Source organism: Moorella mulderi DSM 14980, assembly GCF_001594015.1.
Classification (GTDB): domain Bacteria; phylum Bacillota; class DSM-521; order Neomoorellales; family Neomoorellaceae; genus Neomoorella; species Neomoorella mulderi.
The window spans coordinates 25,825-38,606 of the sequence record NZ_LTBC01000004.1; the positions used below are offsets into that span (position 1 = coordinate 25,825).

Below are 12,782 nucleotides of genomic sequence, written 5' to 3' on the forward strand. Positions count from 1 at the left end.
AAAATTGTTGAATCCTGCCTGGGCGGATGTTATAATCAATCTGAATAGGTAAAGAGCGTCCTTTTACCGGGGCGCTTTCATCATTATAGAGAGGGGAAGCTAGTTTATGGCCGGTGGCCGGGAGTTAATTTTACAACAGGCTGCTGATTTGGGAGTCAAGTTTATACGCCTGCAGTTTACTGATATCTTTGGTGTTTTGAAAAATGTAGCCATTACAGTCGAGCAGCTGCCCAAGGCCCTCAACAATGAACTCATGTTTGACGGTTCATCCATTGAAGGTTTTGTCCGCATTGAAGAGTCGGACATGTACCTGCGACCGGACCCCTCCACCTTTACCATCTTTCCCTGGCGGCCCAACGGCGACGCTGTGGCGCGGCTCATCTGCGATGTTTACAATGCTGACGGCACACCCTTCATCGGCTGCCCGCGGGGAACCCTGAAACGGGTTATCGCCGAAGCGGAAGCCCTGGGCTTTACCATGAACGTCGGGCCGGAAGCAGAATTTTTCCTTTTCCATACCGATGCCAGCGGCCGGCCAACCCTGGAGACCCACGACCGGGCCGGTTACTTTGACCTGACCCCGGTTGACCTTGGTGAAGACGCCCGGCGGGATATGGTCCTGACCCTGGAGCAGATGGGCTTTGAAATCGAGGCCTCTCACCATGAAGTGGCCCCGGGCCAGCATGAAATCGACTTTAAGTATGCCGACGCCCTGCGGACGGCCGACAATATCGCCACCTTCAAGTTCGTGGTGCGGACCATTGCCCAGCGCCACGGCCTCCATGCCACTTTTATGCCCAAGCCCATTTATGGTATAGCCGGTTCGGGCATGCACTGCAACATCTCCCTTTTCCGCGATGGGAAAAATGCCTTTTATGACCCGGAAGATAAGCTCCAGTTAAGTGAAATTGCCTACTACTTTATCGGTGGCCTGATGGCCCATGCCCGGGGTATGACGGCCATTACTAACCCCACGGTTAACTCCTATAAACGGCTGGTATCGGGGTACGAGGCGCCGGTCTATATTGCTTGGTCACCCCAAAACCGCAGCCCCTTAATCCGCATCCCGGCCAAACGGGGCCTGTCCACACGGCTGGAGGTACGCCACCCCGATCCGTCCGCCAATCCCTACCTGGCCATCGCCGTCATGCTGAAGGCCGGCCTGGACGGCATTAAAAACCGGATTGAGCCCCCGGCACCGGTTAACGAAAATATCTATGATATGGATAAGGATACCCTGAAGCAGCGGGGCATTGCACTCCTCCCGGGGACCCTGGATGAAGCCCTGGACGAACTGGAAAAGGACGCGGTAATCCAGGAAGCCCTGGGTCCCCATATCTACCAGCGCTTCCTGGAAGCCAAACGGATCGAGTGCGAGGAATACCGCATCCGGGTGCACCAGTGGGAAATAGACCAGTACCTGACCAAGTTTTAGTTTAGGAAACGCAAACGCATCAGAACAGGGGGGAAGTACAGAATGCGTTACCAGATAGCCATCATTGGCGGCGGGCCCGGCGGCTATGTGGCGGCCATCCGGGCAGCCCAGCTGGGGGCAAAGGTGGCAGTAATCGAACAGGAAGCTTTAGGCGGCACCTGTCTTAATCGCGGCTGCATCCCCACCAAGGCGTTGCTGGCCGGGGCGGCCCTGGTGAAGGGCATCCAGGGAGCGGCGGCCTTTGGTATTGACGTTAAGGATTACCGGGTGGACTATGCCCGCCTGGCGGCGCGCAAAGACGCCGTGGTCAAGCAGTTGACCCAGGGTATTGCCTACTTATTTAAGAAAAATAAAGTTGACCATATAAAAGGGCGGGGCTTTCTTAAAGGTCCCGGCCAGGTAGAAGTGGCCACCGCCGAAGGTACTGTAGAGAATATCGAGGCCGAAAACATTATCCTGGCCACCGGGTCGGAGCCGGCCCTGATTGCCGCCCTGGGCTATAACGGCAGCACCGTCGTTACCAGCACCGAGGCCCTGGCCTGGACGGAAGTACCGGCAGAACTTCTCATTATCGGCGGCGGGGTCATTGGCTGCGAATTTGCCACCCTTTTTGCTACCATGGGGAGCAAGGTCACCATTGTGGAAATGATGCCCACCATCCTCCCCATGATTGACAGCGAGATTTCCCGGCGCTTCAGTATGATCCTGAAAAAGGCCGGGGTGGAGATAAAGACGAAGGCCCAGATAACTGCGGTCCAGGAAGAAGGCGGCCGGGTACAGGCTACCCTGGCCGGCGGCCAGACCATAGCGGCTGATAAAGTTCTGATCTCCATCGGCCGCCAGTTCAACACCCGGGACTTAGGACTGGAAGAAGCCGGGATAGCCCTGGGACCAAAAGGTGAAATAATTGTCGATGAATATATGCGCACCAGCGTCCCGGGCATCTACGCCATCGGCGACGTTACCAATAAAATTCAACTCGCCCATGTAGCCTCGGCCCAGGGCCTGGCGGCAGTGGAGACTATCATGGGCCGCCCCACGAAAGTCAACTACGACGCCGTGCCCAGCTGCATCTATACCCTGCCGGAGATTGCCGGTGTCGGCCTGACCAGAGAAGCAGCCGAAGAACGGGGGCTAAAGGTAAAGGTCGGTAAATTCCCCTTCCTGGCGAGCGGCAAGGCCCTCTGCAGCGGGGAAACAGAAGGCATGGTCAAGATAATTGCCGAGGCAGAAAGCGACCGGGTCGTAGGCGTCTTTATCATGGGACCCCATGCCACGGAACTCATTGCCGAGGGCACCCTGGCTGTGAACCGGGGGATTACGGCCACCGAACTGGCAGCCACCATCCATGCCCATCCCACCCTGGCCGAAGCCGTCATGGAAGCTGCCGAGGCCGTCCACGGGATGAGTATCCATTCGTAGGAAAGCAAGGCGGGAGGAAAAATGGCTATATCATCAGCGGCGGCGGGGCACAGGCGCCTGCCCTCCTGGCTGCACAAGCGTATCCCCTCTTCCGGTGATATAGAAGCCACCCGGCGGCTTCTGGCCGGCCTGCATCTCAACACTGTTTGCCAGAGCGCCCTCTGCCCCAACCAGGGTGAATGTTTTGCCAGGCGCACGGCGACCTTTATGATCCTGGGCAATACCTGCACCCGTAACTGCCGCTTTTGTGCCGTAGAGCACGGCCGGCCCGAAGCAGTCGACCAGGATGAACCCGGGCGTGTGGCCGAAGCGGCGCGGCGGCTGGGGCTAAAACATGTCGTCGTAACTTCAGTGACCCGGGACGACCTGCCCGATGGCGGCGCCGGCCATTTTGCCGCCACCATTGCCGCCCTGCGGGCCGCCCTGCCGCAGGCCTATATTGAGGTCCTGACGCCAGATTTTCGCGGTGACAAGGAGGCCCTGGCCACAGTGGCCCGGGCGAAGCCGGATATTTTTAACCACAACGTAGAGACGGTACCGCGGCTATATCCCACGGTGCGGCCTCAAGCTGACTACCGTCGTAGCCTCCAGGTTCTTAAAAAAATGAAGGAGCTTGACCCGGCCATCTATACCAAGTCCGGCCTGATGGTAGGCCTGGGAGAAACCATAGACGAAGTTTTACAGGTAATGACCGATCTCCGGTCGGTAGACTGCGATATCCTGACTATCGGCCAGTACCTGCGGCCTTCAGCCGGGCACCTGGAGATTAAGGAATTTGTCACCCCGGAAACCTTTGCCTGGTACGCTGAAAAAGGCCGGGAAATGGGCTTCCTCTATGTGGCCTCTGCCCCTTTTGTTCGCAGTTCTTACCATGCTGCCGAGTTTAGTGAGAAAGTGGCCGGGGTGAAGCCCTCCTGCTCTTGACATGCTGGCCTTTTTCGGGCATAATATATAACGTCACTGGCGATAAAAACAAACGGGTTCGTAGCTCAGTGGGAGAGCACCTCCTTGACGCGGAGGGGGTCGCAGGTTCAATCCCTGCCGGACCCACCAGTTAGAAAATAAGGTGGCCTCTGCAAGAATGCAGGGGCCACTTTTTTAACAAAAATTACCTCGATGCCAATTTCAGCCGGTACACCAGGCCTTGCAATGGCTTTATTTTTAGACAGCCTGGCGGCAGCTCAACTGTATACAAAACATGGGCGGCACATATAATAGCAGCACAAGGAGGTTCAGCGCCCATGAATATAACGTTAATTACCGCCAGGCCAATTGACTTCTTGCAGGCCGAGTTTAATCATAGATTTGGCTATAGCGTGGGCCTCCACCTGTGGCAGGCAGGGGGCTTTAATTTCTGCCGTTGTTTTTTAGAAACGGGACCGGGGCGTCCTTCAAAAAGGGAAATAAAACGCTTTCAAGAGCAGGTGGCCGAGGTTGTGGCCGCCTTTATTGTCGAACGGTGGGAAGCGGCTTTACTGGAAAGTATGCTTTTAAGCCAGTATGAAGGCCTGGATGCCGGGGCCATTGAAGAAATCTGCCGGCGGGCCCGGGCCATCCTGGAGCAGGGTGAAAACAGTTACCTCCAGCTCCAGCAGCGGGGGGAGCCCATTGCTGCCCGTATACTGGAGTATTTCCAGGAAAACACCTGGTTAAATATCGACGGATTTGTACGCTTTCGCCTGCCGGATTATTTAATGGAACTGGACCAGGCCCTGGAAGAAGCCGTTGATGAATACCTGATGGAAAAGGAGTATGATGAATTTATCCGCCTTTTACGCTACTTTGTGGAAGCCCAGGAACCCCGGGTGGAAAAAGTCCACGTAGTTTTAAGTCCAGGTGGCGGCTTCCAGCTCTATGACGGCGAAAACCGGAACCTCAGTGGCGACTACCTGGAAGGCTTTGTTGTCGATATGGCTGATAGTGATCTCAACTATGAGGATTTATTAATCAGCGCCCTGATAACCATTGCTCCCCGCCAGGTAGTCCTGCACGCTGCTGATAAAGGACGTTACCATAACACCATCAGCACCATCAAGAGCGTTTTTGGTGAGCGGCTTATCCATTGCAACGGCTGCAGCCGCTGCTTGCAGCCGTTGCAAAAACGTTGAATGTAGCGTTGTCCCTTGGCCTACTATATGGAAATTTATTCTTTGGCCGGGCCGGTTGTCTTTTGGCCGGTCTTTTGTTATTATTGCAGGCGGTGGTGAATTAAGTTGCTTGCCAGGTGGATCTTGATCCCTCTTATCGGCGCCTTTATTGGCTGGCTGACCAACGTTGTGGCTATCAAGATGCTATTCCGCCCCCGCCGGCCGGTAAAGATATTTTGCTGGACCCTGCAGGGGCTTATTCCCAAAAGACAGGCCGAGATAGCGGCCAATATCGCCGGCGTCGTTGATAAAAATTTACTGCCCCTCAATGAAGTGCTGGCCCACCTTAATACTCCCGCCGTTGCCGGCAGGATCACGGCCATAGTGGCGGAAGTGGCCCGGCGGCGCCTGGTAGAGCGCCTGCCTTCCTTTATCCCCCAGGGTTTAAAAGAAGCGGCCGGCAGGGCGGTAGAAGAAACCCTGCACCGGGAAATGCCGCCGGCACTGCAGGAATTGATAGAGGAACTGGGCCGCAATCCGGAGGCCTTTTCTATAGGTGAAATTCTAGCGGCAAAGTTTAAAAAATTAAATTTAAACCAGGTTGAGGAGGTAGTCGTCGAAGTAGCCGGCCGGGAACTGCGCTACATAGAATGGCTGGGCGGCTTACTGGGGTTCCTTATTGGCCTGGTCCAGGCAGCTCTGGCAATATTATCCTAATCTTGACACGTGTTAATTTATATAGCTATAATGTACCTAACGGCGAAGAAGGAGAAGAGGCCCCTGAACGGCCCTCCAGAGAGGGATGCCCTGGCTGGAAGCATCCCGGGCGATGGCAGGGAGCCGGACCACTCCGGAGCTGCCGGGCTGAAAAGTGAGTAAGCCCGGCCGGCTGGCCACCGTTATAAGCCCTGGAGGGGGGAGCATATCCCCTGAAGAAGGGTGGAACCACGGGAAGAACTCTCGTCCCTTTTGAGGGACGAGGGTTTTTATTTTTTGTGGGAAGGGGATTTCCCGGCCTGCCGGTAGCGCCCGGCCAGGTAAGGGTTGTGGTATGGAGCGAGAATTTAAGAAATGCTCGTAGGAGGGAACTATTATGCAGGTAACTTTACCGGACGGCAGCGTAAGGGAATATGCAGCAGGCACTACGGCCCTGGAGGTGGCCAGGGACATTTCGCCGAAACTCGCCCGGGAGGCCCTGGCGGCGCGGGTAAATGGCGAAGTTTGGGACCTTAACCGTCCTTTGCCGGAGCAGTGCCGGCTCGAGCTTTTGACCTTTGCCGATGAGGGGGGGCGCCTGGCCTACCGCCATACAGCGGCCCATGTCCTGGCCCAGGCCGTCAAGCACCTGTTCCCCGGGACCAGGCTGGGTATCGGCCCGGCTATAACCGGTGGTTTTTACTACGACTTCGACAGTGAGCATAAATTTACCCCCGAGGACTTAAACGCCATTGAGGCGGAAATGCAAAGAATCATTAAAGCCGACCTGCCCCTGGAACGGCAGGAAATAAGCCGGGACGAGGCCCTGGAAATTTTCCGCCAGCTCAATGAACCCTATAAGATCGAGCTCATCAACGACCTGCCGGAAGGGGTGCCCATCAGCACCTACCGCCAGGGCGACTTCCTGGACCTCTGCGCCGGGCCCCACCTGCCCAGCACCGGCTACCTCAAGGCAATAAAGCTCACCAGCCTGGCCGGGGCCTACTGGCGCGGCAGCGAGGCCAACCCCATGCTGCAGCGGATTTACGGTACCGCCTTCCCTAAAGCTAAAGACCTGGAAGACTACCTCCACCGGCTAGAAGAGGCGAAAAAACGGGATCACCGGCGGCTGGGGGCGCAGCTGGGCCTTTTCAGCCTCCAGGAAGAAGGGCCGGGTTTCCCCTTTTTCCATCCTAAAGGAATGATCATCCGCAACGAGCTGGAGCAGTTCTGGCGGGAAGAACACCGCAAGGCCGGTTACCTGGAGATCCGCACGCCGGTGATATTGAGCCGCTCCCTGTGGGAGCAGTCGGGCCACTGGGACCACTACCGGGAAAACATGTACTTTACCAGAATTGATGAGGCCGACTACGCCATCAAACCCATGAACTGCCCCGGGGCCATCCTGGTCTATAAAACAGAGCAGCACAGCTACCGCGACCTGCCCTTGCGCCTGGCCGAACTGGGCCTGGTGCACCGCCACGAGAAATCCGGCGTCCTCCACGGCCTGATGCGGGTGCGGGCCTTCACCCAGGATGATGCCCACATCTTTATGCTACCGTCCCAGATAACAGCAGAGATCCAGGGCGTTATCGACCTGGTAGACCGTTTCTACAGCCTGTTTGGCTTTAAATACCACGTCGAGCTTTCCACCCGGCCGGATAACGCCATGGGTTCGGATGAGATCTGGGAAACGGCCACAGGCGCCTTACGCCAAGCCCTGGAGGCCAAGGGGATGCCTTATGTGGTTAATGAAGGCGACGGCGCCTTCTACGGTCCCAAGATCGATTTCCACCTGGAGGATTCCCTGGGCCGGACCTGGCAGTGCGGCACCATCCAGCTGGATTTCCTCATGCCCGAGAAATTTGACCTCCACTACATCGGGGAGGACGGCCAGAGGCACCGGCCGGTGATGATTCACCGGGTGGTCTTTGGCAGCATTGAACGTTTCATTGGCATCTTAATCGAGCATTACGGCGGCGCCTTCCCCGTCTGGCTGGCCCCGGTGCAGGTGCGGGTGCTGCCCATTACCGACCGCCACAACGAGTATGCCTTCAAGGTCAAGGAAGAACTGGTGCGGGCAGGCATCCGCGCCGAAGTCAACGACCGCAATGATAAAATCGGCTACAAGATCCGCGCCGCCCAGCTGGAGCAAATCCCATACATGCTGGTGGTGGGGGATAAGGAAGCAGCCGAAGGTACCGTGGCCGTCCGGGAACGCCGCGCCGGGGATACGGGCAGTGTGCCACTTCAGGCCTTTATCGACAAAGTAACCGGAGAGATTAGACGGCGGGAATAAGCCCATAGATAATAGTGTAGTGAGCCCACCTCGCAGGGGAAGCTGCCAGGTGGGCTTTTCTTTCAGCTAGCAGCCTATGTGAATAGCCTGTATAAACGCGGAAGTGGTAAAAGATGTTAAAGGATTCCTATGCTAGTTGTCGAAGTAGTAGTCACCTCCGATTTATCAACACCTTAGGCGGGCGGAGACTGATTACCCCCCCAACCTGATTGCACAATTCTTAAAGGTCAGGGTGCGAAAAGTAGATTGCAGGGGGGATTTAAGGGCAAAACCATGGCGCGGCTTTCCTAGGAAGGTATGGTTTGGAGGGACTGTTATGGGCGAACTCATCGAGAAGCAGATTGAGCGCTATGAAACTTTGCTGAGGGAGATGTGGACTGCGTCAGCGAAGTACCTTGGGACGTTTTCTGCGAACCTTTTGGTGGAAAGGGTTGTGTGGGAGGTTTCTCAGGAGTATAGAGAAATGGAGTTGTTGCAATACAACGAGGAGGGAATTTCTTGCGCAGGGATATCTGCTAGTTTGAAGAAAAACCCAGACCTGCCGGCCAATGATATGTTTGCGAAGTTTATCCTCAGGTATTTAGAAATTTTGGCCAGGCTCCTTGGTCATGAAAAAACGGAGAAAATAGCGAAGAAGTTAGACGAAGAATTCCCAGGATTCCTTTTGACTGCAAGGGGGAATGAGAGATGGATAAATTGAAAACGGGCATAAAGAATCTTGATTATATTCTTGGCGGCGGCATACCCGTATATTCACTGAACATCGTTTCTGGCTCTCCGGGTAGCGGAAAAACGATATTTGTCCAAAACATTATATTTAACAGCGCGAGGAACGGCCTCAAAAGTCTATACCTGACCACTATATCGGAATCACAGTTCAAGATGGTAAGGCACCTGCAGGGGTTTAAGTTTTTCGCGGACGATTTCTTGGGTGACAAGGTTATTTACGGGGATCTGGGAGCTGTTCTGCGCGAACAGGGCACGGACAAGGTTCTGGGATACCTGACTGAAATGATTAAAAGACATTTACCAAACATAGTTGTAATCGATAGCTTCAAGGCCATAAGAGACATCTTCCCGGACGAAAAGGCTTTTAAGGCTTTTGTTTTTGACCTGGCTGCCGCTCTATCGATATGGGAGGTTACTGTATTTCTCATCGGCGAGTACGAAGAAAAAGAACTAACGTTATTAAGTGAATTTGCCGTTGCCGATGGGATTTTTCACCTTTACGGGCAGGAAGAAAAGCGATTTCAAAAAAGGTATTTGCGTATCCTGAAGATGAGGGGGACCAATTTTGAGCATGGGGAACACCTGTTTAAAATTAGCCATGCTGGAATAGAAGTGTACCCGAGAATGAAGCCGGAGGATAATGAACTCCAGTATGAGGTCCGATTGGGGAAAAAAGGATTTGGGATCACAGGCTTGGACGAAATGCTATGTGGAGGGTTAACCGAAGGGACTATTACGCTCATTTCAGGTAGTACAGGTACGGGCAAAACCGCATTTGCCCTTAAGTTCTTACTGGAGGGGGCGGAAAAAGGCGAAAAAGGACTGTTCCTTTCTTTTGAAGAGCCTGTGGCTCAACTTCAGAATACTGCCCGTCACCTGGGATGGGAGATAGATAGATATCTGGCAGATGGTCGACTTGATATCAAGTTTATTTCTCCCATAGAATTGGACGTAGATAAGCACGCTTTTGAAATACTGGACATAGTCAGGGAAAAGAAGGTGAAGAGGTTTGTCATCGACAGCATCTCTTCTTTTGAAAGGAGCGTTTATGATCTACAAAAGTATAGAGATTATCTCTGGGCGATGGGACAGCAGCTCAAAGGGCAGCACATCACCACCATCTTCACGGTACTTAACGAAGAACTTTTTTCACCAATGATAGTAACGAAAGCTCAGATTTCCTTAATGGCCGATAATGTAATCATTCTGCGGTACGTGGAAGCCGATTCAAGCATCAGGAAGGTTGTTGGCATCCTTAAAGCCCGCGGAAGCGACCACGACAAGGCCTTGAGGGAGTATGAGATTACCAAGAACGGAATAAATATTCTCGGCAAATTAGATAAAGCAGATATGTTGAGATGAGGTGCCGGCAGATGCCAACAAACCTTCTTCTTAGCATTTCAGTCAAATACTGGCAGGATTTTCAGGATACGCTGGCTAAGGTAATGGATGCCAATATTTACATCTTTGATATAAATGGGGGCTCTTTTTCCCAATTCAGCCGGCCCGTTGAATTATGCCAGGAGGTAAACAAAGGCGGAAAGATCTGCAACGAAAAGTGCATTCGTTTTTACAAGTCTGCTCTCCGTTCGTTAGAAGATAAAGGCATACTCACCTGTCCTTACGGGATAAGACTTTATGCGTACCGCCTGGGCACCTACGCCCAAAATATAGGGTTCCTTGTCATTACTTCTACCAGGATCAGAACCCAGGTGAGTGGCGAGGAAGAAAATACTTTTGTGACCAAAGCGCACAGTATTTACCAGACAATCAATGAGGTTCTTAAGGCCATCCTGGAAAAAAATCTGTTAGGGTTACGGAGGCTTGAACTGAACAGCATCTACGAAATCAGCCGCCTGTTGACGTCGACCGTCGAACTGGACAAGGTTCTGGACCTCATAACGAATTCTTTAATCATAATTTACAAGGCCGAGCTTGGTTTTGTCGGCCTTCGCGAGGGTGATAAAATTAGAATAGCCCAGGCTAAAGGTGAATACGGCCATCTTTTGATTGGTAGGGAATGGCCGATGGTCCAGCCGCTGATTGAGCAGGTTTTTTCAAAAGTTGAGCCGTCATCTCTGAGTATTGAGGAATTAATGACCCTACCAGGTCTCACCGGTTTAGGGGTTGCTCCCGGGAATGAAATCATGATTTATCCCCTCTGGACTGCTTTGGGTGCGGTTGGGCTATTAGGTATAGTGTTCCCTGTTTCTCTGGATGACAACGGTAGCAGAAACCTGCAGATATATGCGAACTTTGCCGCGGTAGCCCTGGCTAACGCGAAGCTTATATACCGCCTGGAAAGAGAAGCTGAAACCGACTTCATGACCGGTTTCTTTAATAAGCGTGCCCTGCGAAATATGCTGGTTCAAGAACTTGAGAGGGTAACAAGGTACGGCACACCCCTGTCGGTTATTTTCCTGGATATCGATGACTTCAAGACCTACAATGATACCTTTGGCCACTTAGCCGGCGATATAGTGTTGCAGAAGACGGCAGAGATAATAAAAAACTCCATCAGGCTGGTGGATATTGCAGGCCGTTATGGGGGCGAGGAATTTGTAATCATTCTTCCAGGAACAAAAAAGGAAGGTGCTGTAGCAGTAGCGGAAAGAATACGGAAATCTATAGAGATTTACCCTTTCCCGCACCGCCAGGTCACCGTTAGCCTTGGCGTAGCCTGGGCCAAAAGAAATGATTCCGTTGACTCGCTGCTTGCAAGGGCGGATCAGGCCTGTTATCAGGCGAAGAGACAAGGGAAAAACCGCTTCTGCTTGGACCCATCCTAACAATATTCCCTTCTATTCGGGACGGCCATTTTAGGATTTTTAAGCTCTTTGCAACAACTTTTTGCAGGTCACGATAGCCGTTAATTTGGTGGAAACCTTTTTCGGCCTAGAGATAAGAAGCTGCCATCCAGGAAGTATCTGCTCGCCGTTTTGCCCCCTCTTAACGTTGCGGCAGTTAATGCGAATGTGGACATTGGCCGATTCGATGGTATTGGCCGAGTTCAGGTTTTGGAGTCGTTATGCCTTATAGGCATAAGGCTCCGTCTTTAGACAGTGAGGTCTTATTTCGTTACTTTGGCCTTTTCTTCCTTCTTGCTTGAGACCTATCCTACAGTAATTTTACTTTGACAATCTCTATAGACTTATTGACGCCAGCACACCTCTATGTTATACTTTCCCAGGAAGTAGAAGCCATCCGCTTCTCACCTTACGGCCTGCGGCCAGTAAGGTTTGCCCAGGAAAAGGTCTGTTTTTGGCGGGTGGAATCCACCCGCTTAAATTTTTGAGAAACTGGGGTACCCACTTCTCAATCATGGAGGTCTTTGACTGGGCGGTAAATCTAGTTGGAGGTGACGCATTATCAGCAAGGATTTGAGGGTCAATGGAGAAATCCGGACCCGGGAAGTGCGCCTGGTTGGCGTTGATGGGCAGCAACTGGGGATTATGCCGACGCGCGATGCCCTGCGCATCGCCCAGGAACAGGGCCTGGACCTGGTAGAAGTAGCGCCGACAGCGCGCCCGCCGGTTTGCCGCATTATGGATTTTGGCAAATATAAATATGAGCAGAGCAAGCGGGAGCGCGAGGCCAGGAAAAAGCAGCGCATAATAAACATTAAAGAGGTAAAGCTGCGGCCCAACATAGAAGAGCATGACTTCCAGGTCAAAGCGCGCAATGCCATCCGCTTTCTGGAGGATGGCGATAAGGTTAAGGTGACCATTATGTTCCGCGGCCGGGAGATTGCCCATGCCGACCTCGGGATGAAGCTGTGCCAGCGCCTGGCCGACCAGGTGGCAGACCTTGCCTCCATTGAAAAACCGCCCAAAGTAGAGGGGCGCAATATGGTTATGATTCTGGCCCCTAAAGCTTAAGGGAAAAATTATTCGAGGTGATACTATGCCCAAAATGAAAACCCACCGCGGCGCGGCCAAGAGGTTCCGCGTCACAGCCTCGGGAAAAGTAAAACGAGCTAGGGCTTATAAAAGCCATCTGCTGGCGGGGAAAGCACCCAAGCGCAAGAGGCGTTTGCGCCAGCCTGCCTTAATTGATATCACCGATCGCAAGCGCATAGCCAGGCTCTTGCCTTATCAGGCTTAGAGGGAGGTAG

General features: G+C 53.2%; 11 protein-coding genes, 1 tRNA gene and 1 other annotated feature. All 12 genes read left to right on the forward strand.

The features are described 5' to 3' along the window. The first annotated feature begins 106 nt into the window (after positions 1-106). The 12 genes from glnA (at position 107) to rpmI (ending at position 12,772) form a co-directional block, all read left to right on the forward strand. Positions 107-1,435: a type I glutamate--ammonia ligase gene (gene glnA, locus MOMUL_RS07210; RefSeq protein ID WP_062283452.1), complete on the forward strand. Its 1,329-nt coding sequence runs from the start codon at positions 107-109 to the stop codon at positions 1,433-1,435. 42 nt (positions 1,436-1,477) lie between these two features. Then, positions 1,478-2,857 (forward strand): dihydrolipoyl dehydrogenase, encoded by a 1,380-nt coding sequence (lpdA, locus tag MOMUL_RS07215; protein ID WP_062283455.1) that lies wholly within the window; start codon positions 1,478-1,480, stop codon positions 2,855-2,857. A gap of 21 nt (positions 2,858-2,878) precedes the next feature. After that, positions 2,879-3,781: a lipoyl synthase gene (gene lipA / locus MOMUL_RS07220; protein WP_062283458.1), complete on the forward strand. Its 903-nt coding sequence runs from the start codon at positions 2,879-2,881 to the stop codon at positions 3,779-3,781. A gap of 54 nt (positions 3,782-3,835) precedes the next feature. Beyond that, a tRNA-Val gene (locus MOMUL_RS07225) sits at positions 3,836-3,910 on the forward strand. Between the two features lie 188 nt (positions 3,911-4,098). After that, entirely contained in the window at positions 4,099-4,965 is an 867-nt protein-coding gene (gene ytxC / locus MOMUL_RS07230) for a putative sporulation protein YtxC (protein WP_062283460.1), read from the forward strand. 105 nt (positions 4,966-5,070) lie between these two features. Next, a complete protein-coding gene (locus MOMUL_RS07235; protein WP_062283462.1) occupies positions 5,071-5,661 on the forward strand; it encodes a DUF445 domain-containing protein in 591 nt (196 codons plus the stop codon). Between the two features lie 36 nt (positions 5,662-5,697). Next, positions 5,698-5,915 (forward strand) — a binding site (T-box leader). A gap of 122 nt (positions 5,916-6,037) precedes the next feature. Then, positions 6,038-7,939 (forward strand): threonine--tRNA ligase, encoded by a 1,902-nt coding sequence (gene thrS, locus MOMUL_RS07240; protein ID WP_084785533.1) that lies wholly within the window; start codon positions 6,038-6,040, stop codon positions 7,937-7,939. A gap of 316 nt (positions 7,940-8,255) precedes the next feature. Then, on the forward strand, positions 8,256-8,639 hold the full coding sequence (locus MOMUL_RS07245) for a protein kinase family protein (RefSeq protein WP_062283467.1): 384 nt from the start codon (positions 8,256-8,258) through the stop codon (positions 8,637-8,639). After that, positions 8,627-10,030, forward strand: coding sequence for an ATPase domain-containing protein (locus MOMUL_RS07250; protein WP_062283470.1), 1,404 nt, complete (start codon positions 8,627-8,629; stop codon positions 10,028-10,030). The genes MOMUL_RS07245 and MOMUL_RS07250 overlap by 13 nt, the downstream gene beginning before the upstream one ends. A gap of 11 nt (positions 10,031-10,041) precedes the next feature. Further along, a complete protein-coding gene (locus MOMUL_RS07255; RefSeq protein WP_062283787.1) occupies positions 10,042-11,457 on the forward strand; it encodes a GGDEF domain-containing protein in 1,416 nt (471 codons plus the stop codon). Positions 11,458-12,048: 591 nt separating this feature from the next. Then, positions 12,049-12,546 (forward strand): translation initiation factor IF-3, encoded by a 498-nt coding sequence (infC, locus tag MOMUL_RS07260; protein WP_236713033.1) that lies wholly within the window; start codon positions 12,049-12,051, stop codon positions 12,544-12,546. Between the two features lie 25 nt (positions 12,547-12,571). Beyond that, positions 12,572-12,772: a 50S ribosomal protein L35 gene (rpmI, locus tag MOMUL_RS07265; RefSeq protein ID WP_054937731.1), complete on the forward strand. Its 201-nt coding sequence runs from the start codon at positions 12,572-12,574 to the stop codon at positions 12,770-12,772. Positions 12,773-12,782: the final 10 nt, after the last annotated feature.

Bases quoted from the DNA above. Each gene is read 5' to 3' on its own strand.
- glnA (WP_062283452.1), top strand. From the start codon at position 107: ATGGCCGGTGGCCGGGAGTTAATTTTACAACAGGCTGCTGATTTGGGA.
- MOMUL_RS07250 (WP_062283470.1), top strand. From the start codon at position 8,627: ATGGATAAATTGAAAACGGGCATAAAGAATCTTGATTATATTCTTGGC.
- MOMUL_RS07255 (WP_062283787.1), top strand. From the start codon at position 10,042: ATGCCAACAAACCTTCTTCTTAGCATTTCAGTCAAATACTGGCAGGAT.
- MOMUL_RS07245 (WP_062283467.1), top strand. From the start codon at position 8,256: ATGGGCGAACTCATCGAGAAGCAGATTGAGCGCTATGAAACTTTGCTG.
- thrS (WP_084785533.1), top strand. From the start codon at position 6,038: ATGCAGGTAACTTTACCGGACGGCAGCGTAAGGGAATATGCAGCAGGC.
- lpdA (WP_062283455.1), top strand. From the start codon at position 1,478: ATGCGTTACCAGATAGCCATCATTGGCGGCGGGCCCGGCGGCTATGTG.
- lipA (WP_062283458.1), top strand. From the start codon at position 2,879: ATGGCTATATCATCAGCGGCGGCGGGGCACAGGCGCCTGCCCTCCTGG.
- rpmI (WP_054937731.1), top strand. From the start codon at position 12,572: ATGCCCAAAATGAAAACCCACCGCGGCGCGGCCAAGAGGTTCCGCGTC.
- ytxC (WP_062283460.1), top strand. From the start codon at position 4,099: ATGAATATAACGTTAATTACCGCCAGGCCAATTGACTTCTTGCAGGCC.